The sequence below is a fragment of the Stenotrophomonas sp. 610A2 genome (assembly GCF_030549615.1).
GTDB lineage: Bacteria > Pseudomonadota > Gammaproteobacteria > Xanthomonadales > Xanthomonadaceae > Stenotrophomonas > Stenotrophomonas pigmentata.
The window spans coordinates 1450630-1472653 of sequence record NZ_CP130832.1 but is presented as its reverse complement, the minus strand read 5'-3'; the positions used below and the strand labels follow the sequence as shown (position 1 = coordinate 1472653).

Genomic DNA, 22024 nt, shown 5'->3' with positions numbered 1-22024 from the left:
TCTACTCGGCCAATCCAAGGGCCTCGCCTAGACTCCCGACAAACTCCTCAGTTCCCGCACCATAGTCCCCACTGATGGATCGAAAGTTTCGAAGCAAACATAAACGGTCGTCCTCATCAAGCTCCTGAAGGCTCGCTGACATCTGCTCCATGGCCTGCATTGCAGCGTCCGGGTTGATAATTTTTTCTTCAGAAAACTCCAAAAAAACGCACAAGTCCGCAATGGTATTAGCAAAAACTTTGTCAATCGAACTCATCACTCCACCACCCTTATCTCGATATTCGTAATGCCTAGTTCGTCCATCATCTTCTTTGCTCTATTTGCCTGAGCCTGGGTGGGAACTTCCCAGCGTCCCGTCAGCCCATTCTCGGACAAAATCTACCATTGCTCTTCGATCCATATGCAGCTCGCGGCGCAGAATCGCCCCCACCCCGCCCCGAAAAATAACTCACACCACTAAAATTCCAGATAGACAGAGTCAATCTCAGCGTTACCATCTTCCAAAATATCCGGAACGTACAGCCTCGCCCTCAATTCACTTATAACAAAAACCGCAGGAGCGAACTCAATGACCTCCATCCCCTTATTGCGAATTATTTTAAAAAAAACCTCAGCAGTGGAGTCAAAAGGATTAACCCCACAGAGAGCCACCTTCCCACCACGAAAAACCTCAACCCCTTTTATAAGATCCCGTTCATCGTAGTAAACATGCGCCACGGTGTCGGAGAAATCATCGACGACCCCGGATGATTTAGATTTCAAGAACTCTTGAAAACCTCCAAGAATCCGCCTTACTTCGGAACGACTCATCCCATCATTAACAGGTCCACTGGCGTTCTCATCACGAAAAAAAACATTCATTTACCACCAGCCTTTGGAATAAAATCCTTCGAATCCAACGTTTCGGCATACTCAAGCATCTGCTTTATACCGTCATTATACTTACCCCCGAATTTCATTCTAATATCATCAATATCCATTTGGATAGCCTCCCTCAGACGCCCTTGCTCCAACAGCTTCCGTTGCGCGGCCCTGTATGCAATTGCGTCGTCTCCAGAGCCATAGCTCGTGGTTCTACGGTGATCTGCAGGATCCATCTTAATTGCAGGCCCCTTCTCGCTACTCAACGGTGCATCTGCATAGCAAGCCTTGGCCGGACAGTGGTGGGAGTCCAATCCATCACCGGAAGGCCTAGTGGTTTCAGAGTGAGGTCCACCCAGAACATCCCTAGGCTCATTGCGCGCGCTATCAGCCGCGTCAACTTTTGACCCAAACCCCTTAGAAATTCCAATAATTCCTTTGATGCTCGCAGCCATGCTGGCCCCAAGTAAACTGGAACCCAACTCAACCGTAGTTCCCGCTACAGCACCGCTAGCCGGGAGAACAGTATTCTGCGCCGCTGCAGTGTTCGCGCCAAACAAGTAAGTTCCGTTGATAGGCGTCAGCCAATCCTTGACTTGCTCTTTGACGCCCTCAATAGCTTGACCTGCCGGTGACGCACTGAATGCCATACCCAAACCGGTTTTCACTGGCCCGCCCAATGCAACCATCACGGCCATCGCCGCCGCAGTAGCGTTGTCCTCGCCCAACCAATTGACGGCCTTTTCGGTACCTCGTTGGCCACTGACAATCAAATCAGAGAATGCCGTTCCAACCTTCGTCTGCCAGTCAGGCTCTCTACCCGCAGGCTCCTGGTCCACCTGTTCAATGGGAGCAGAGTTGCCGTCATGCGACAGATTCTCCATGACTCCAACTTGACCGAAGCGCATGAAATCCTCGGCAACGCTCCTACGCTGCTGCTCATCCAGTGCATCAAAATCTATTCCAAAGCGGGCAATGGCCAATGCCTGCACTGCGGAGGCAACGGTCATCTCGGCTAGATACCCGGGCGTGGACGCGATTGCCAATAGATCGCCCGTGGTCGCCCCCAGCTTCAACGTACCCATCAATGTAGCCTTCAGCCCATCGAGATCCTCTGCTGATACATCCGGATTGGCTGCCGCGAACTCGTCAAGAATGCCGTTCAATTCTCGCTCGGCCTTGATGCCTCCATCACGATAGCCGTAGTAACCGTAGTTATGCGCCGTTGTACCAGCGGATACGCCGGACATAGCGTCACCGATGATCGCTCCCCCCACCGTACTGCCTGCAACCCCAGTGAGCGCAATGGCCAGGTCATGACCCGCAGTACCTGAGTCGATACCCTTCTGATTGAGGAACGAGCTGACCTTACCCAGCAGTACCTCATTCGCCATGACGCCCATTGCAGCTGCCCCGATATCGCCGCCGCCCACAACGGCGACCAACATACCGGTGGCTACCTGCGTACCTCGCTTCATCGCACCGCCTTCATCCCACTTCCCGTACTCGGCCTGTGCGATCTGCAGACGTTGCTTTGCAGCGGATATCGCCTCGGGATCATTGGACTCTGCTGCGGCACCAGCCTCCGCGCGAGCCGCACGCAGCTCTTCTGCTGCAACGTCCTGCCGCCAACTAATCAGATCATTGGCGGCAGTAAAGCCAACCTCACCCGCAACCTGCCCCATCTCCAGCCGTTCCTGCACCTTCTGCTGGTCAAATATCTCCTTCAGCCCATCCTGCTGCAGGGCGTTTGTGTCACGGCTCAGCCCATCCAGTGCCGTGGTATCACCATTGCGAACCTCCACCGTACCCGCGGCGATGTCGCCACGCGTCACGCTGCTGGCCTTTTCGCTTTGCGGAATCCCAACGCTCGGCGCCGGCGCATTCATGCCACCCGAAGTGCTGCCACTCACACTGATGCCTACGCTGCTGGCCTTGTACGCTGCCTCATTCTTCAGGTCTTCCACCGACAGGCTGCCGGTGCTCAGGTGATTGCGTGATGGATCAGCGGTGCTGGCAATCGCAGCGCCGGTCAGCTGCGTATGACCGCCGACGTTGATATCAAAGCCACCCTCGCCGGCCTGGATGCCGGTCTGTTCCTTGACGCTGGTGTAGGTGCTGTCAATCTTGCTCTGGTTGTAGTTGGCACTGACCGAGGCACCGCCGGTGCCCACGGCCACATCTATGCCTGCGGAGACATCCTTGCGCTTGTAGTCGTTGCTGTCCTGTTGGCTGATCATCGTCAGATCACGGCCAACATTGGCGATGACCGTATTGCCCTTTGCCTGCGCGCCTTCCAAGGTCATGTCACGCCCACTGATCATGGTCAGCGTGTTGGCCGCGTCGATGGTGGTTTCGGCATGGGTGGTGCCGCTGCCGTCCCCCTTGCCCTTGGCTGCGGACGCGGCCACATACACGCCGAAACCCGCCTCCGAGCCGATGGTGATACCAATCTCGCCACTGGATGACTTGTTGCGCTCTATCTGCTGACGGGTTTCCTGCTGCGATTTGAGAATCAGGTCATTGGCGGCGGCGAGGGCAACGTTGTCGCCTTCGACCTTGCTACCGATGATCTTCAAATCGCCGCCATTGCCTTGACCATCGCCAGTGGCTTGAATGACCACGTCTCCCTCGCTGGCGATGCGGCTGCCGGAAGATGTGGTTGCGGTGTACTCCGTGGAGCTGGAGCTCTTGCTTGCACCGATGCCGACACGAAGGCTGAGGCCACCCGCGGTCTGCTTCTCGTTTGCTACGTCCGCCTTCGCTTGGCCGATCTGATCGCCCATGCCCTTCAAGCTACTCAAACCAGCACCACCGCTGGAGAACAACGTCTGGCCCGCCTTTGCGGCATGCAGTGCGCTGAGCCGGTCGTCCTTGGCCTCGCTGGCACGCTCGACGCTGTTCTTCACAGCAAGAGCAGTATCCACCGCACCGCCCTTCAAGCTGACGTTGATGCCGGTCTGCTTGAACTTCTGGGTTTCGGTGACGCTGGTGCTGTCTTCGGCCGCCTGGATGGTCACGTTCTGGCCGATGATGCCAATGCCGTCCCGGCTCAACACATCGCTGCCGGTGATCGTTACATCGCGACCAGCGGCAATATCCACACGACCATCCGTGCTGCCGATCAGGCTACCCGTGCGTGTCTTCTCTTCGATGTCGGCCGTAGTGTCCGTCCGCTGCTTGCCGATGGTGAAGCCCACCCCACCACCGGAGAACAAGCCGGACTTGGTGACGGTCTTGTCGTGCACTTCCGTGTGCGAGTTCTGAGCTACATCGAGAACCACATCGCGCCCAGCGGCCAACAGCACATCTCCCGTACCGGCAATCTGCGCCCCTTGCGAGGTCAGGTCACGTCCCGCCGCCACGGTAACGGTCTCGCCGCTCAGCGTGCTGGTGACGGCGATGCTGTCATGCCACTCATCATGCGTGGTCGTGGTCTTGCTCTTGAGGAAGCCCTTCTTCTTGCGTTGTTCGTCGATGGTCAGGTCGTGCTGTTCCTGCGCCGCCGTCAGGTTGACGTCGCGGCCTGCAGAAACACCGATACCGCCTTCGTCGCTGGCGACGCTGGTGGCCTGCAAGGTGACGTCTCGACCAGCTTGCAGCGCGATATCACCGCCTGCGGTGATCTGTGTGCCGCGCACGGTTTCGTCGCTGGCCGATACTGCGCCCGAAGCCTTCTTGCCTGCATAGCTCGTATCGACCGTGCTCACATCCACAGCGACACTGCTGTTGATATCGCGCCCGGCCTGCATGGCGATTGCGTTGCCCGCGTTGACGTTGGCTGCAGCAAGATTGACGTCGTTGCCTGCCTGCAGCACCACATTGCCGGCACCGCTCACGGTGCTGCCGACATGGGTGGTCTGGCTGTTGCGCACATAGTTGCGACTGTCGGTGGTGAGGTCGAGGCTTTGCTTCTGGGCGATGGTTTCCAGATTGAGGTTGCCACCGGCGGCGAGCACGGTGGCTCCACTCACGCCGGCATTGATTACCTGTGCGCCGGTCAGGGTGACGTCGCCGCCGGCATTGACCTTAAGCGCGCCGATACCGCTTGGACTGGTGACGTACAGACCTGCCACGCGGTCGATGCTGGTGCTGCTCTGTGCATGCGAGCCGCCGTTCTCCCAACTGCGCGTGGTGCTGGCCACGGTAACGTTGCCGCCGGCCTTTACGCTGAGCGCATCGGTGGCAGTAACCTTGCTGCCAATGATGTCGATGTCCTGCCGGGCCTGCAGCCCCACCTGCTCGCCATTGATGTTGGCGCCAGCGAGGTTGCGGATGTTACCTGCGTCGATGGACACCAGCTTGCGCCCTGCCACGTCGCCCTGGTTGACGAAGTCGCCACGCAGCTTGAGGTCGACGTTGGCACCGGCCAGCAGTGCGCCGTTGTCGTTCAGATCGCCGGGCTGCACGCGCAGGAACACCTGCGGCACCAGCGCGGTGGTGGTGGAGCCATCGGCCAGGGTGATGGTCTGCTCAACCAGCCAGACGATGTCGCTGGTCAGCTGCGCCATCTGCTCGGCGGTCAGGGCAATGCCCGGACGCAAGCCCCACTTACTGGCGACGGTGGCACCGGCTTCCAGCAGGGCCCGGTACTGGTCCTCGTCACTGGCGTAACCGTCGAGGAAGCGACGACCGGTCAGCTCGCCGATCTGCTCACGCACCAATTTCTGTTCGTAGAAGCCATCGCCCAGGCGCTTCTGCATGTGGACCGGGTCAAAGCCCATCTGCGTCAGCAGGTAGTCCGAGCTCAGCCAGTTGCGGTAATCGGCAAAGCGCGGATCGGTTTCCACCAGGTGCTGGCCACGATTGGCGTCAACCTTGAACAGACTGGCGCTGGGTGCCGTGTTGTCCAACGTGCCGGCAAGAATCAGCGCCGGGTCATCGCCATTGGCTTTTACGGCAGTTGCACCGGTCACCGCCGAGGCGCCGCCGCCAATGTTGGCGCCCCCCTGCCCGCCCTGCTGGGCGGCATCAGGCGCGTCAGAAGCGACCTTTGCAGCGATCTTACCGAGCACGTCCTGCAGACGGCCAGTGCCGACGCCGCCGCCATCACCGCTGTCCGCCACCGTCTTCGGGCCGTTGCCGACCGCTACACCCGCACTCTGTCCGTTGCTTGCGCCCGGCCCCTGCACCTGGCCGGCCCCCGGGCCGAGGTTGCCACCGGCTGGCCCGCCAGTGTTGACACTGCCGAACTCGAGCCCGTCCTGCACGTTTGGCGGGTTGCGACCGTCATTGAGGTTGCTCAGGTCTCCCACATCCACCGTCAAAGTGCCGCCAGCGGTGATCTGGCCACCCAGCTGACCGGTCTTCTCGGAGATGTCCGGATTGGTCCAGTTGTGGCGGGCGCCACCGAAGGTAACCGATACATTCTTGAACGAATGCGTGCGGTACAACTCCAACGCGATGTTCTCCACGCTGGACTCGGCCTTGTTCAAACCAACAATGGCCAGGTTTCCACCGGCAGCTATGCGCGCGTACTTGTTGGTCAGCGCATCGGTGTCGATGCGCATATTGCCACCGGCATGGATGATGGCGTCGGGGCCGGCAGACTGCACTACATCCTGCACGATGCTATGCGTTGCCAACCGGTAACGCTCGTTGCCGCTGAGGTTCTGGCTTGAATAGCGGTTGGGGTAGATAAGTATGCTATCCGGGTCGGTGTAGGCGTGCCATGCAGTCAGCTGCACGCAGTTGGTGGTACAGGTGCCATAGGCGTTGCTGTAGGTCAGGTTGTCGCTGACATAGCTGAAGGCCGGCGCCCCTGGCCCCAATACGGTGAGTTCGGCAAACGGATCATCCGCACCGTTGCTCACCTGATCCGGATTGCTTTGGTTGTCCTGGCGACCGGTGTAATAAATGGTCATGGTGCCGTCTGCAAGGTCAATGCGCGAACGCTCGCCCTTGGCACCGTAAAGCGCGCCACTGCCGAAGAAATAGGCTGTCGTCCGCGCATTTACCTTGATCACCGCCTTGTGCACCACATACCCGTCCGGGGTGATGTGGGGCGTGTCCTCCAGAATGTCATCCGGGCTCAGGTAGTAGATTTCATGTGCCTGGTAATTGGACGAATTGCGGATGTTGTTGGTGTTGTTACTGCCATTGTTCCACCAGCTCGGCTGATTCAACTGCGCGGTGCTGGAGCTGGACTCCTGGGTGACAATCACGTTCTCGCGGATGTTGTTCACAGCCAGCGCAGCGATATCCAGGTTGCCGGACACCTCGATGGTGGAGCCCAGATTGTCGATCTTCTGCGCAGCGCCGGTAGCAAGCCGGTTGGCATCCAGGGCGCCGCCGATCGCCGCATTACCGTCACTGAAGATCAGGCTTTGCCCGCTGTTACTGAGGACGCCCTGCACGCCGAGATCCAGACGCTCGCGAGCGGCGATAGTGGCCGCAGCGGTGATGCCATTGAGCACCTCGGCGCGGTTGTTCAAGCTGCCTGCTTCGATAGCGACATGGTCGCCGTAGATGCGTCCGCTGCCCACGTTGTCCAGCTGCCCTGCCTGCAGATGGTTGACCACGCCATCCAGCAGCCCGCGGTTCACCAATGCACCGTCGGCAACCAGATGGGTAATGCCCGCACTGCTGATCTCAGCGTTGGCGGCATTGTTGATGCTGCTGGCATGCACTTCCACGCCGCCACCCTGCAGCTTGCCCTGGTTATCGAGCGCGCCTTGGGTATTGAGGGTCAACTTGCCGTTGGCCGCCACTTCATCGGTGTTGGTGAAGCCTTCCACGAGGTTCAAGGTAGCGTCGCCCTGCGACCACACCTTGCCGTCGCCGGACAGGTGACGGGCATCCAGCTGCAGATTGCCACCCGACACCAGCGTGCCGCCGGTGTTTAGGACAGCATCGGCACGCATCTCAAGGTTATTGCCCGTGGACACCTGGCCACCGCTGTTGTTCAACTGCCCGGTCAGCTGCAGGCGAGCGTCGTTGTCAGCGATCAATTGGCCTTGGCGGTTGTCAAGGCTATGTGCAGTGAGCTGCAGATTCCTGGCCTGTAGCCCCAAGGTTGGGGTACTGGCGGTATTGCGGTTGTCCACCGTTGCTGCAGTTACCTGCAAGCTGCCACTGGATGCTATCAAGCCCGCGTTGTTGTCCAACGCGCCCTGTAGATTGATGGTCGCATCGGCACCGGACTTAACCTCGCCACCGCTGTTCGCAAGCTCCTGCGCTTGAACAAGCAGGCCGCCTGCGCTCACCAGCGAGCCACCGCTGGTGTTGTCGACGGCACCAGCATGCACTTGCGCTTCACCCTGCGCGAACACGACACCGGCGCGATTGTCGAGACTGCCGCTGCTGATATCAAGCGTTCCCGCGCTGACGATGCCACCCGCGCTGCCAGAATTGAGATTGCTCAGTTGCTGGCCAGCAGTATCGATGCTCAGCGCCGCTGCTGATTGGATCAGACCCGCGCTGTTATCCAGTGCGCCACTGCGTATGTCCAATGCTCCGGCCAGGCTGGCAAGCGTGCCGTCGCGATTATCTAGCGCATGGCCGCGGGTATCGATGCTGACGCTATTACCCAGCAAGGTGCCGCCACTATTGAGCAGGCCATTGCTGGCCAGTTGCAGCGAGCTACCGCCTTGTATCAGACCCGCGGTATTGTCGATTGCGTTGCCAGTGGTCACGGTCAACGCATCGCCGGTCGCAATGCTGCCACCTGCGTTGTTCAGCGTATCTGCATTGATGCTGGCGTCGCCGCCGCTGGAGACCGTTCCCTTGTCGCTGTTGTCGAGCAGGCCATCAACAGCGAGGACCAACTGCGAATCGCCCGCTGCATGCAGGGTTCCACCACGGTTGTCGACGCTACCGGCATCGATGCGGGTGTCGCCGGCGGCAAGGATATTGCCACCACGGTTATCCAGCGCGCCCGCTACATCCAGCCGATTGCTGGCGGAACCGGCGGCCTGCAGATTGCCCTTGTTGTTGATGAAGGCAGCTGCGCTCACATCGAAGCTGCCGTTGCTGCCGATGCTGCCACCGCTGTTGTCCAGACGGTTGGCAACCTGCAGCCGCAGCGCCTCGCTACCGGTCGCCGACAATTGGCCACCGGCATTGTTCAAATCCGTGGTGGTGATGGAGATGCGCTGTGCCGACGTGGTGCCATTGCCCAGGTCGGTGTGCTGGCCGGTGATGCTCAGCGCCCCGTTGCCCAGCAACGTGCCGCCTTGACCATTCAGGGTAGTGGCGTCGATGCTCAACGTGCCGGTGCCAGCATGCTGTACCGTACCGCCGGCATTACCGAACGTGGCAGCCTTCAACGACAAATCACCGTTGCTGGCGATGGTGCCGCCATTGCCGTTGTCCAGCGTGCCTTGCACCGTGATGCTGTTGAGTTGCTGGCCCGTGCCGAGCACGGTACCGCCGCGATTGTCGAAGCCCGCAGCATTTACAGTCAGCTGCTTGGCATTGAGCGTGGCATCGCGGTGATCCACCTGGCCTGCGGTCAACTGCAACGCCCCTGCGCTGGTGATGGTGCCGCGCTGGCCGTCGAGCTTACCGGTCTGCAGGACCAAAGCACCTTCGCCAGCGTGGCTGACGGTGCCTTCTTCATTGACCAGGCTGCCCGATGTCAGCGTCAACGATTCCGCGTTGCTGGCGATGGTGCCGTCACTATTGTCCAGCTCACCATCTACCTGCAGAACACTATCGCCGCTGCCAGCCGCACTGAGTGTTCCGCCGCGATTGGACAGGTGGCCGGCTTCAAGCGCCAAGGCGCCGTTTGCGGCAATCGTGCCGCGATCATTGTTGAGGAGATCCCGAACCTTCAGCTGCAGCGCATCACCGCCGGTCGAGACCAGCACGCCGTCAGCCGTTGTCAGGCTGCCAGCGGTCACCTGCAGGCGCTTGGCCTGGGTGGTTGCGCCCTGCAGATCCAGCGTTTCACCTTGCAGCTTGAGGTCGCCGTTGCCGATGATCTTGCCGCCTGCGCCATGCAACGCGTTTACAGCAATATCCAGCGTGCCTTCTCCAGCGTGCTCGATCGTACCGGTCCGGTTATCGAGGACGTCTGCTGCCACGCTCAGGTCGCCACCGGCTGCAACACGGCCGCCGCTGCTGTTATCCAGAAGCCCGTCTACTGTCAGCTGCAGGCTGGCTTCATCTGCGGTCAATACCGTGCCACCAGCGTTGTTCAATTGGCCAGCGTTTACGCTCAGGTCACCGTTACTGGACAGCACACCGCCGGTGTTGTCGAGCAGCTGGCCGACCTTCAGCGTACTGGCGCCGTCGCCGGCGGCAACCAGCTTGCCTTGGTTGTTGATGAACTGACTAGCGCTCAGCTCGACAGCACCATTGCTGCCAATGCTGCCGCCGCTGTTGTCCAGGCGGTTGCCCACCTGCAGATGCAGTGCATCGGTTCCGGTAGCAGCGAGCTGGCCTGCGGCGTTGCTCAGGTCCGTGGTGGTGATGCTGATGCGCTGGGCCGAAGTGGTGCCCTTGCTCAGGTCGGTATGCTGGCCCGTGATATTCAGGCTACCGTTACCGAGCAAGGTGCCACCTTGGCCATTCAAGGTATTGGCATCGATGCTGAGTGTGCCGCTACCGGCATGTTGTACGGTGCCGCCGGCATTACCCAGGGTTGCCGCTTTCAATGACAGATCGCCATTGCTGGCGATGGTGCCAGCGTCGCCGTTGTCCAGCGCATCCTGCACGGTAATGGTGCTGGCATGCTGCCCGGTTGCGACCAAAGTGCCACCGCGGTTGTCGAAGCTCCGCGCATCTACCGTGAGCTGAGTGGCACTGAGCGTGGCGTCGCGGTGATCAACCTTCGCAGCAGTCAGCGTCAACCCACCTGCACTGGCAATCGTGCCGCGCTGACCATCAAGCTGGCCCGTTTGCAGAACCAACGCATCTGCGCCGGCATGGCTGATGGTGCCGTCCTCGTTGACCAGGACGCCCGAACCCAGCGTCAATGTATCCGCGTTGCTGGCGATGGTGCCGCCGCTGTTATCCAGCGCTGCATCCACCTGTACGGAACTGCCGTCCGTACCCGCCGCGCTGATCGTACCGCCGCGGTTGGATACCGTTCCAGCAGCGAGTGCCAGCGCACCGTTGGCGGCGATGGTTCCGCTATCGTTGTTCAGCATGTCGCGTACCTGCAGTTGCAGGACGTCCTTGCCGGTGGACACCAAGCTACCGCCGGCAGTGCTCAGGCTACCGGCCTGCACCTGCAGGCGCTTGGCCTGCGTGGTGGCGCCCTGCAGATCCAGGGTTTCGCCCTGCAGTGCAAGATCGCCATTGCCGATGATCTTGCCGCCAGCGCCGTGCAGCGTATTGACGGCGATATCGAGCAGGCCGTTACCCGCGTGCTCAATCGCACCGCCCTTGTTGTCGAGCACGTCGGCCTGCAGGGTCAGCTCGCCGCCGGCTGCGATGCGGCCGCCGCCGCTGTTGCCCAGCTCGCCGTCCACCTGCAGCAGAAGGTCGGTGTCCTCCGCGGCCAACAGCGTACCGTCGATGTTGCTCACCTGCCCGGCCTGCACATGCAGATTGCCGTTGCTGGAAATAGCGCCACCGTTGTTGTCCAGCGTGCCGCTGATCTGCAAGGTGGTTTCTGCATTGCCCACGGCAATGAGCTTGCCTTGCTGGTTCAACAGACTGCCGGCAACGAGATTGATGGCGCCATTGCTGCCGATGCTGCCACCGTTGTTGTCCAGACGGTTGCCAACGTTCAAGCGCAGGGCTTCATTGCCGGTGGCCGAGAGCTGCCCACCGGCCGTACTCAGATTCTGGCTGGTGATGCTGATGCGTTGCGCGGACGTGCTGCCCTTGCTCAGATCGGTGTCCCGACCGGAAATATTCAACGTGCCATTACTCAACAAAGTGCCGCCCTGACCGTCCAGCCTGTCGGCATCGATATCGAGCGTGCCGGTGCCGGCGTTCTGCACGGTGCCACCTGCATTGCCGAGCGTGGCTGCCTTCAGGGACAGATCGCCATTGCTGGCAATGGTGCCAGCACTGCTGTTGTCCAGCGTGCCCTGCACGGTGATGCGGTTGCCCTGCTGGCCGGTCGCCACGACCGTGCCGCCGCGGTTGTTGAAGTTCGTCGCATCAACACTCAACTGCTGTGCCTGCAGCACTGCGTCGCGATGGTCTACGTTCGTGGCGCTCAGGCTCAATGCACCCGCAGTGGTGATGACACCGGCCTGGCCATCAAGCGCCCCCGTGTGCAGAGTCAGGCCTTGGCTGCCTGCGTGGCTGAAGGTGCCGTCGCGGTTGATCAAATCACCGAAGACCAGCGTCAGCGACTGCGCGTTGCTGTGGAAAGTACCCGCGCTATTGTCCACCAAGCCGCGCACCGTCCAGGTCGCCGCCTGCTTGGCGGCCTGCTCGATGCTGCCGCCTTGGTTGAGCAGGGAAAGCGCGTTCAGGGCAAACGTACCCGATACGCTCCACGTGCCCTTTGCGTTGTCGATGGTGGTCACATCTACCGTCGCCTTGCCCTGTACCCGCAAGGTGCCGGCCACGTTGAGCAGGTCACCACCGTTGACCTGCAGGCCATCAACACCCAGCTTGCCGCCGCTGTTGTCCAGGCCGGAGCTTACTGCCAGCTGCAGCGAGCCAAGTGCGTTGATCTGTCCCGCGTCGTTGTCCAACGACTGGGCGATGTTCAGTGCACCCGCAGCAAGTGGCGTGGCGCCATTGCCATTGCCCGTACCGCTACCGGTGCCGCCCTCTGTGCCACCGTTACCGTTACCGGCGCCGTTCTCGCCGCCGGTGTTTCCACCACCTGTACCGCTGCCATTGCCATTGCCGTTACCTGCGCCGGCAACTTCAACGCTGCCGATCTGCCCGTCAGCGCGGTTGCTGAGACCGCCCGCTGCAATCAGCAATGACTGCGATCCGGTCTGCTCGATGCTGCCGCCATGGTTGCGCAGCGACTGCGCGTTGGCCTCCACCCGACGGGCATTGATGATGCCGCCGCTGTTGTCCAGTTGTGCAGCAGTGCTGAGCTTGGCTTCATTGGCAGCGCTGATGGTGCCGCTGTTGGCGATGCCAGCTTGCGAGGAGATGCGTGCGTTGTCCTGCGAGTGCAGCGTGCCACTGTTTTCCAGCAGGCCTTCGGCGGTAACTACCAGCTCACCGGCCTGCGCACCGATCTTGCCGGCATTGCGCATGCCCACGCCGTGCTCGTTGCCAACCAGCCAGATCTTGTTGGCGTACATGCCGCCGAGTGCGCCTACGTCCAGTGCGAACATCGGTGCGCTGCCATTTGTTTCCTGTGCGCTGACCTGGCTGTGATCGGCACTGACCACGTTGCTGCCGAGGCTGGCCTGCAGTTGCTTGGCCCAGATGTTGGCATTCACTTCCAGCGAGCGACTGATGATGTCGGTGTAGTCGGCCTCGCTGGCATCCAGGCCAGCGCCGCTGATGCGTACCGCTCCGCCATCTACGCGGTAACCGTCCAGCACACCGCCATTGACGATGGCCGTACCGGTGGTCAAAGTGACCCGACTGGCATTGAGGAAGCCGCCGCCGTCCACCGAAATACCGGACGGGTTGGCGATCACCACCTGCGCGCGGTCACCGGCGACTTCCACGTAGCCGTGCAGCTGGCTGGGGTTGGCGCTGTTGACCTCGTTGAGGATAACCCGCGCCGTGCCCTTGCCCAGCCACGGATTGCCCTGCACCCAGCCACCAAGCTGGGTCTGCACATTGCCGCGCGAGTTGTTGAGGATGGCGCCTTCGCTGCCGACGTCGAACTGGCTATAGGTGTTACGCGATACACCGCCCGCGCTGGGCGTGGTGATATTCACCTGCGGCGTGCCGTTGGCCGATGTCACCACCGTCGGGCGCTGCCGCTCGGGCGCGCTGGGGTCGGCAATGATGCGACCAGCCTGTGCGCCGGGCGCCTGTTGCGCGGTGACTGGCTGTGCCAGGCCAACCCAGCCCAACGCCAGCCACAAACCAAAGCTCACCGGATGCAATGCCGCCATCGACAGACCAGCGCTGCTGCTACGGCCGCCGCGCGCCGCCTTCACCAGTTCCGACGCTACCTGCCACACGCCGAGAGTACGGTTATAGACCAGACGGTAAATACGATTCATGGCATTGCTTCCTTTCTATCCTTGGATGTGTGACATGCCGCCCGTCCATGTGGATGCAGGCGGCAGGTTCCATATGCGTGCGGCCAGCGTGGCCGCCGGGTATCAGAACGAGGCGCTCAGGCTGAAGCCGAACGTCGTGTAAGCGGTTGGGAAACCAGCGGGCTTGTGCAGCGGGCTGCCGACAAAGAAGTCCCATTGCGCATGCGCAACACCACCTCGCAGGCCGATGGCTGCACCAGCCAGGTAATCGCCCATCTGCCAGCGCGCGGACGGACCACCGATACGCCCGTAATCGGCGCCCAGATAGGCCTCCTGCCCGCCACCGAGCGCAAAGCCCAGCTCGTTGCGCAGCAACCAGCCGCGTTCGCCGCTCAACGACATCTCGCCGTCAAAGCCACGCACGGTGTAGCGGCCGCCGATGGAGAAGCGGTCCTGTGGCACCAGCGGTGACCGATTCCACTGCGCGCGCCAGCTGCTGGTGTAACGCACCGGCTGCTTGCCCAGCTTGAACGGCACCATCAACTGCGCATCAGCGGTTATCACCCGGCCACGCGCGGTGCCTTCGCCGAAGGCTTCTTCCGGTGCAGGCAGCGCATCGAAAGCAGCGGTTCCGCGCCGATAGGCAACACCGGCATCCAGCGTGCTGTTGCCAAAGAATTGCTTGTGCGCAAGCCCCAGCTCCCAACCGGCCATGCGCCTGCGCTGCACCTCGATCTCGGTGTCATCGATGAAGTTGTTCGAGTCGCGGTACCAGGCCCGCACATAGCCGCTGGTCTTGAAGCTGGCATTGCGGAACAGCATGCGCGTCAGCCGCGCTTCCGCATTGCGGCTGGCGCCGCTGTACACATAGGTTTCGTAGGCGCCGGCAACCGATTGGCTGTAGTCGTACTTGCTCGCATTGATGCCGAACAGCCATTTGCCGACAGGTACGCTGTAGTGCGCGGCCCAGCTGTCCGTATCGCGGCCACTGCCGTTGAACACCGACTTGCCGATGTTGACGTAGAACAGGTCGTTGAGGCCTGCCAGGTTGTCCAGCGACACGGTGGCGCCGGCCTGCAGCTTGCCGGTGGACTGGCTGCCGGAATCGTCCAGGCTGATGTTGGTGCGCAGCTTGAAGCGTTGCTTCCAGCTGATCAGCAGGTCGCTTTCGCCAGGCTTGGCCTCTGCGCCCTCCGTGGGCGGGGCAATCTGGATATCCACCGAGGCCGTTGGAACGCGCTGGAAGTTCTCCAGCGCCTGCTCGATATCGCGCAGGTTCAACAGATCACCGGGCGCAGCCGGCATCGCATTCCACAGTGCTGGATGCGACTGCGCACTGTCAGCGAAGCGGATGGCGTGGATACGACCCGGTACCACGGTCAATACCAGCTTGCCGCTTTTCAGATCCTGCGGCGCGGCGAGGATACGGGTGGTGACATAGCCACGGGCGATGATCGCGTTCTGCACGCGTTTCATCACGATGTCGACGCCCGCAGTACCAAGACAATGGCCAGTAGCAGGATCGTCCTTGGGATCGGCAGCCTTCAAGGCCCAGCGGAAATGCTCCGCCTCATCGCCTTCCAGGCTGATGTGATTGATGACGAAGCACGGTGCTTCGTCCACCGGCAGGCGCCCAAGCGCTTCTTCCGGCGTGGCTTGCAGCCGCGCATCGGGCTGCGCCTCCTGCTGCTCACGCAATACACGTTCGCGTTCTTGTTGCCTCAGCAATTCCTGGGCGTTGATGTCTGCTGTCTGCGCTTGCGCAGCGCCAGTACCCAGCAGTGCCGAACAAGCAACCGCCAACACCCGCGCACGCAACATCCATACGCCCCGCACCCGCACTCCATTGCATCCCATGGCAACTACTGTCCTTGTCCAACCGCAGCGTCCCGCTGCACGGAATGATTGGGGCCTGCGCACCATTCCGAGAAACATCGGCACTGCAGCCAAGACCGGGAACACGCCCCTGCCCTGCCTGCAACCGCCCCTGTAAGCACAACCTCTCGCGCCATTTTAGCAAACCAACAGATCTGATTGCTTCAGAACCAATTGCAGCTACTTTTAGGACAAGGGCCAATTGACATGACGTCATGACGGAAGCTTTGGTTTGTTGTGCTTTCCCGACATTGGAAAAAACAAAGGCCACGCAATGCGTGGCCTTTGGGCGAAACAAATGTCCGGACGGTTGATCAGAACGGAATATCGTCGTCGGCAAAATCGTCCATCGGCGGAGCCGACTGCTGCTGCGGGGGTGCCTGGCGCTGCTGCTGGCGCTGACCGCCGCCGTAGCCGCCACCGCCGCCCTGGTCCTGGTTGCCGTAACCGCCCTGGCCGCCACCCTGCTGCTGGCGCGGGGCCGACTGGCGCTGCGGACGATCGCCGCCGTAGCCACCGCCACCACCACCGCCGCCGCCTTCACCACGGCCGCCGAGCATCTGCATCTCGTTGGCGACGATATCGGTGGTGTACTTCTCCACACCGTCCTGGCCGGTGTACTTGTCGTAGCGCAGTTCGCCTTCGACATAGACCGAGCTGCCCTTGCGCAGGTATTCACCGGCGATCTCGCCGAGCTTGCCGAAGAACACCACGCGGTGCCATTCGGTACGCTCCTGCTGGTTGCCATCACGGTCCTTGCGCACGCTGGTGGTCGCCAGGCTGATGCGGGTGATCGCCATGCCGGCCTGGGTGTACTTGGTGTCCGGGTCGTTGCCGAGGTTGCCGACGAGGATGACTTTATTGATGCCGCGGGCCATAGGTTCCTACTCTTCCGTTGGGGTCCACCCGCCGGATGCGGGCAATAGCCCACGTATTATATCTGTCCGGCGACAGATAGCAGCCAATCCTTGCAGCCCTTGCGGCGTAAGGCTTGCGCTGGCCCTGCCGGGGTTACCGCCGGCCCGGAGGAGGTCCGGAGGGTGCGCCAGCCAGTGCTGGAATCGTCCGGCTGGCGAGGCCTCGCAGCCCCAGCCTGCCCCGTTTCGACGGCCGCATGGCATGATGCCAGACGTCGTTCAGATTGCTGGTCAAGATGGTCATCAAGGGCAAAGCCACTTCATTGGATATCGCGCATATGGCCGGCGTCTCGCAGCCGACGGTGTCGCGAGCGCTGCGTGGCAGCCCGATGGTCAATGCCGAAACCCGCCAGCGCATCCTCGATATCGCCCGCCAGCTGAACTACAAGGTCGACAAGAACGCCTCCAGCCTGCGCTGCCAGCAGTCCGGCACGTTGGCACTGCTGTTCTTCGAGGACCCGACCAATGATGACTCGTTGATCAACCCCTTCTTCCACTCGATGCTGGGCTCGATCACCCGCGCCTGTGCGCTGAAGGGGCTGGACCTGCTGGTCTCGTTCCAGCAGCTGTCCAGCGACTGGCATGCCGACTTCGAGGACAGCAACAAGGCCGACGGCATCATCCTGCTCGGCTATGGCGACTACCACGAGTCGGTGGAGCGGCTGCAGCGGCTGGTGGAGCAAGGCACCCATTTCGTACGCTGGGGCGCGGCCTTGCCAGGCCAGCCTGGCGTATCGATTGGCAGCGACAACTTCCAGGGCGGCTTTGATATCAGCGCGCACCTGCTTGAGCAGGGCCGCCAGCGCATCGCGTTCCTCGGCCACGCGTCCAGCCACTACCCCGAGTTCGAGGAACGCTACCGCGGCCATGTCGAAGCCTTGGCCGCGCGCGGCCTGAAGGCAGATCCGACGCTGCAGCATGACGCCATCACCACCGAGGACTCCGGCCACGCCGCCTGCATCGCCCTGCTCGACAGCGGCAAGGACTTCGATGCGATCTGCGCGGCCAGTGACCTGATCGCGATTGGTGCATTGCGCGCCCTGCGCGAGCGTGGCGTACGCGTGCCGCAGGACATCGCGGTGACCGGCTTTGACGATATTCCGTTGGCGGCATCGGTATCGCCGCCGCTGACCACGGTGCAGCAGGACACCAAGCAGGCCGGTCAGCTGCTGGTCGACAAGCTGCTGGGCCTGATTGCCGGTGAACCGGTGGAAGGCCTCACCATCCCGGTGAAGCTGGTGGTGCGGGAATCATCGCTCGGCGTGTGATTCGCGCCGTAGCCCATGTAGCCCGGGTAAGCGCAGCGCACCCGGGAAATGCAGGAACACGAAGTTTCGTCAGGTTCCATCTCCATAGACAAGTCACTTCTGCGACCTGTCGGACGCAAGCCCCGGGTGCGCTGTGCTTACCCGGGCTACGACGTTGCCGCGTGCCTTGACTCAGCTGAAATCCTTGAGGATTTCGCCCACGCCTGACGGTGATATCTCAAAGCCCAGCGGGGTGCCGGGGTTGATCACCACGCCGTAGCCGCCCGGCACGCGACGCAACACTTCGAGCATCAGCATGCGGATGTTGTGCGGGGCCTGTTGCTGGTGGAAACCGACCCGCGCCATATCGGTGAACACCGCCACGTGCAGCACGCCCTGCTTGTCGAACAGCAACGGGTCGAATCCACTGCCGTCGGCCGTGACCAGGCTGCCGGTGAGCAGCACCACCTCGGATGCGACGAAGGCCTGCATGAAGGCGCGGATCGGCAGTTTGCCGTCCATTGCGGTCTGCAACAGGGTTTCTATGGGGGTTTGCGGGGGAAGCTGGTTCATACGGTGCCGCCGGGAATGCCTGGGGGCGGATTGTAGCGGGTGGGGCTTTGGGGAGTCGCAAAGGCTCTGGTGCAGAAGCAAGAGCTACCCCTCCCCGGCCCTCCCCTTGCCTTCGGCAAAGGGAGGGAGACAAGCGAACCCTGCCGCGCCGCGATCTGCCCCCTCCCTTTTGCGCAGCAAAGGGGAGGGTTGGGGAGGGGTGCTTTTGGAGCGGGGCTGGAGTAGCGAGCTAAAGCTGCCCTCACCCCAACCCCTCTCCCGCAGGCGGGAGAGGGGCTTAAGCAGTCTACTGCGCCAATCTCTTATCCCGCGCGCCTTGATCCGCCATCGCAGCATCCAACTGCCCCTGCAGCTCAGCCTGCTTCACCTGCCCTTCCAGCACAAACACCTTGACGCCATGCGCCGGCACTTCGGTCTTCAGCGAACGCTTCACCTTCAAGAAACCGCCACCCAGCACATCACGCCACTGCCCGGCTTGCAGATAGCGACTGACCTCGAACGAACGTGCAGCATCACCCTTGTTCAGCAGCACCAGCGCCGTCTGCGCGGTATCACCATGTTGCAGCACGCGATAGAACACCGCCTCGTCGCCCTGCAACCGCTCGTTCACCTGCAAGCCGCGCTGCAATGCAGGCGTAGCCTCACGCAGCTTGGCGATGCGCTGCAGCGGCGCGAAGATCGGGCTGTTTTCCGCTTCATCCACCCGCTGCTGACCAAAGTACGCGCGATTACCCGCATGCTCGGCGCGGCCGCGCATGAAGCCGGTTTCCGAGCCGTAATAGAGCACCGGGATGCCGCGTGCGGTGAACAGCCAGTTGTGCGCATCGATGAAACCCGCATCACTGGCGTCCAGACGCGCCATGTCATGGTTGTCGTAGAAGCTCATCAACGCATAGGGATTGGCATACGGGCCGCCGCTCAGGTGCAGCGGTTCGACCAGCGCTTCAAAGCCCTTCTGCTCCTTGCCGAACACCGAGGACATCGCACCGCGCAACGGGAAGTCCAGCACGCTGACATTCGCGTTCGCCGGCCAGGTGTGCTCGGCAATCTTCGCTGCGTCGTAGTCGAAGGCTTCGCCGAACATGAACATGCCCGGGTGCTCGGCGCGGATGCGGTTTACGAATTCATGCCACCACGGATGCGGCAGCCAGCCGATGGTGTCGATGCGCAGGGCGTCCACACCCTGCGCGGTCCACTGCAGGTAGGCACCCACCAGGTAATCCATCACTGCCGGATTGTGCTCATTGAAATCCGACAGCTCGGCCAGGTTGCCGTCGAAGATCGAACCCTTGCTGCCATCTACCGGGCCGATGTTGTTGTAGAACGCATGCAGCGGGTTGTGCTTCGGATCAAGCTTGTCCGGGGCAAGGTTCTGATGGTCGGCAATCAGCTTGCCGTCCTTGTCGAAGATCTGGCCGAACTGCGGCTGCCGCTTGGGCATGGTCCAGGCTGGCGAACCGTGGTTGCCGACGATATCCAGCACCACTTTCAGCTTGGCATCGTGCAGTCCTTTCGTCAGGCCTGCGAAATCCAGGTCTGCGCTGGGCAGATGCTCATCCAGCTTGTAGAAATTGATGCCCCAATAACCGTGGTAACCGGTCTTGCCGCGGTCAGTCAGGGTGCTGGTGCAGCTGATTGGCTTGCTGCCGGTGAAGGCCTGATCGGGGTTGTCGATGATCGGCGTGATCCATACCGCGCCAAAGCCGAGCTCGCGGATGTAGTCGGCGTTGTCGAGTACGCCCTTGAAGTCGCCGCCGAGGTAGCCGATGTTGCCGTCGATCTTGTCCGGGCACGGCACCGGGATATCGAAGGTGGGATGCTCACCGCCCTGGTCGCGATGGTCGTTGCTGGTATCGCCATTGACGAAGCGGTCGGTGACCACGAAGTACACCGCATCGCTGGCGAATGGCTCGGTGGTGCCTATGTAATCCGGCCTGTTGTCGGCCAAGGCCGACCCTGCCACCAGTGCCAGACCAACGGCTGCTGCCAAACGACTACGCATCACACCACCTCCTGTTGCGACGGAACCCGCAGCACGAACAATCCAGCCACGAACAGGCTGCAACCACCCAGCACCAGCACGTGGATGGGATCGCCACCCAACCAGTTGCGCAGGGCAAAGCCCAAGGCGCTGGCGGCAACCAACTGCGGGATCACGATGAAGAAATTGAAGATACCCATGTACACGCCCATCTTTGCCGCCGGCACGCTGTCCGACAGCAGTGCGTAAGGCAGCGACAGGATCGAGGCCCAGGCAAAGCCGACGCCGACCATCGACAGCAACAGCCAGTGCGGGTCCTTGATCAGCATCAGCGAGATCAGGCCCAAACCGCCCAGCCAAAGATTGACCAGATGACTCCAGCGCAGGCCAATCGCCCGCACCATCAGCGGAATGATCAGCGCCGCCACGGCAGCGAAACCGTTGTAAGCGCCGAACAACACGCCGACCCAGTTCGCGCCTTCGTTGTACGCAGCTGACTGCGTATCGGTGGAACCGAAGTGCGTGCCAGCCACCGCTGCGGTGGTGTAGATCCACATCGCAAACAAGGCGAACCAGGAGAAGAACTGCACCCAGGCCAAGCGCCGCATCGTGCCCGGCATGCTGCGCAGGTCGTCGACGATGGTGGCCAGCATATGCGTGCCGGGCAGCAGCCGTGCCAGGCCGAGCAACAGGCCGTAGCTGGCACACAGGCCGGCCAGCACGTAGAGCATGCGGTCGCCTTGGCGCCAGGCGATCAACGCTGCCAGCAACACGCCCAGACCCAGCCACAGGCCAATCTGGCTCCATTGCGGCAAGCCGCCGACGCGTTGCGTCGAATGCACAGCGGACGGCTCCGCATCATCAAAACTGGCCAGCTCGGCCGGCGAATACTCGCGCGTGCTGAACACCGTCCAGCTCATTGCCAGCAGCAACACCCCGGCGCCGAAGTAGAAGGCATAGCGCACGGTATCCGGTACTTCACCCGGTCCCGCCGTATTGGCCACACCGAAGTGGGCAAGGATGAAGGGCAAGAAACTGGCCACCACCGCGCCCACGCCGATGAAGAAGCTCTGCATCGAGAATCCGGCAGGGCGCTGCTTCGGCGACAACTGATCACCGACGAAGGCACGGAACGGCTCCATCGAGATATTGATCGAGGCGTCCAGCACCCACAGCGTGCCGGCGGCGATCCACAGCGTCGGCGAGTTCGGCATCACCAGCAGCGCGAGCGTGGTCAGCACCGCGCCGATCATGAAATAAGGGCGGCGCCGGCCCCAGCGCGTCCAGGTGCGGTCGGACAGATAGCCGATCACCGGCTGCACCAGCAGCCCGGTCAGCGGTGCGGCGATCCACAGCCCTGGCACCGCATCCATCGGCGCGCCCAGCGTTTCAAAGATGCGGCTGGCATTGGCGTTCTGCAGCGCGAAGCCGAACTGGATACCCAGGAAGCCGAAACACATGTTCCAGATCTGCCAGAACGACAGCTGCGGTTTGCTATTCATCAAGCGCTTCCCCCCTCCGGGAATCACGGATGCG

General features: G+C 61.7%; 9 protein-coding genes. 1 reads left to right on the top strand and 8 read right to left on the bottom strand.

The genetic code is table 11. From position 1 onward, the window contains the following. Position 1: 1 nt before the first annotated feature. The 5 genes from Q5Z11_RS06590 to Q5Z11_RS06570 all read right to left on the bottom strand — a co-directional run bounded on the left by Q5Z11_RS06590 (position 2) and on the right by Q5Z11_RS06570 (position 16648). Positions 2-256 carry a hypothetical protein gene (locus tag Q5Z11_RS06590; protein ID WP_303749240.1) on the bottom strand — a complete coding sequence of 85 codons (255 nt, stop codon included), beginning with the start codon at positions 254-256 and terminating at the stop codon, positions 2-4. A gap of 200 nt (positions 257-456) precedes the next feature. After that, on the bottom strand, positions 457-861 hold the full coding sequence (locus Q5Z11_RS06585; protein ID WP_303749239.1) for a hypothetical protein: 405 nt from the start codon (positions 859-861) through the stop codon (positions 457-459). Beyond that, positions 858-13916, bottom strand: a complete 13059-nt coding sequence (locus Q5Z11_RS06580) for a hemagglutinin repeat-containing protein (protein WP_303749238.1) — start codon at positions 13914-13916, stop codon at positions 858-860. The genes Q5Z11_RS06585 and Q5Z11_RS06580 overlap by 4 nt, the downstream gene beginning before the upstream one ends. Before the next feature lie 102 nt (positions 13917-14018). Continuing rightward, complete coding sequence (locus Q5Z11_RS06575; RefSeq protein WP_405051681.1) at positions 14019-15716, bottom strand: ShlB/FhaC/HecB family hemolysin secretion/activation protein; 1698 nt, start codon at positions 15714-15716, stop codon at positions 14019-14021. 368 nt (positions 15717-16084) lie between these two features. Beyond that, entirely contained in the window at positions 16085-16648 is a 564-nt protein-coding gene (locus Q5Z11_RS06570; RefSeq protein ID WP_303749236.1) for a single-stranded DNA-binding protein, read from the bottom strand. A 275-nt stretch (positions 16649-16923) separates the two neighbouring features. On the opposite strand from Q5Z11_RS06570, the gene Q5Z11_RS06565 reads away from it, so the two are divergent. Further along, positions 16924-17955 (top strand): LacI family DNA-binding transcriptional regulator, encoded by a 1032-nt coding sequence (locus Q5Z11_RS06565; RefSeq protein WP_303749235.1) that lies wholly within the window; start codon positions 16924-16926, stop codon positions 17953-17955. A 171-nt stretch (positions 17956-18126) separates the two neighbouring features. On the opposite strand, the gene Q5Z11_RS06560 is transcribed toward Q5Z11_RS06565, so the two are convergent. The 3 genes from Q5Z11_RS06560 to Q5Z11_RS06550 form a co-directional block, all read right to left on the bottom strand. Further along, a complete protein-coding gene (locus tag Q5Z11_RS06560; RefSeq protein ID WP_303749234.1) occupies positions 18127-18507 on the bottom strand; it encodes an SseB family protein in 381 nt (126 codons plus the stop codon). Between the two features lie 286 nt (positions 18508-18793). Next, a complete protein-coding gene (locus tag Q5Z11_RS06555; protein ID WP_303749233.1) occupies positions 18794-20509 on the bottom strand; it encodes an alpha-amylase family glycosyl hydrolase in 1716 nt (571 codons plus the stop codon). Beyond that, the gene (locus tag Q5Z11_RS06550; RefSeq protein ID WP_303749232.1) at positions 20509-21990 is read right to left on the bottom strand and encodes an MFS transporter; all 1482 of its coding nucleotides are present in this window, start codon (positions 21988-21990) and stop codon (positions 20509-20511) included. Before Q5Z11_RS06550 ends, Q5Z11_RS06555 begins: the two co-directional genes overlap by 1 nt. Positions 21991-22024: the final 34 nt, after the last annotated feature.

Bases quoted from the DNA above. Each gene is read 5' to 3' on its own strand.
- Q5Z11_RS06590 (WP_303749240.1), bottom strand. From the start codon at position 256: ATGAGTTCGATTGACAAAGTTTTTGCTAATACCATTGCGGACTTGTGC.
- Q5Z11_RS06585 (WP_303749239.1), bottom strand. From the start codon at position 861: ATGAATGTTTTTTTTCGTGATGAGAACGCCAGTGGACCTGTTAATGAT.
- Q5Z11_RS06580 (WP_303749238.1), bottom strand. From the start codon at position 13,916: ATGAATCGTATTTACCGTCTGGTCTATAACCGTACTCTCGGCGTGTGG.
- Q5Z11_RS06575 (WP_405051681.1), bottom strand. From the start codon at position 15,716: ATGTTGCGTGCGCGGGTGTTGGCGGTTGCTTGTTCGGCACTGCTGGGT.
- Q5Z11_RS06570 (WP_303749236.1), bottom strand. From the start codon at position 16,648: ATGGCCCGCGGCATCAATAAAGTCATCCTCGTCGGCAACCTCGGCAAC.
- Q5Z11_RS06565 (WP_303749235.1), top strand. From the start codon at position 16,924: ATGGTCATCAAGGGCAAAGCCACTTCATTGGATATCGCGCATATGGCC.
- Q5Z11_RS06560 (WP_303749234.1), bottom strand. From the start codon at position 18,507: ATGAACCAGCTTCCCCCGCAAACCCCCATAGAAACCCTGTTGCAGACC.
- Q5Z11_RS06555 (WP_303749233.1), bottom strand. From the start codon at position 20,509: ATGCGTAGTCGTTTGGCAGCAGCCGTTGGTCTGGCACTGGTGGCAGGG.
- Q5Z11_RS06550 (WP_303749232.1), bottom strand. From the start codon at position 21,990: ATGAATAGCAAACCGCAGCTGTCGTTCTGGCAGATCTGGAACATGTGT.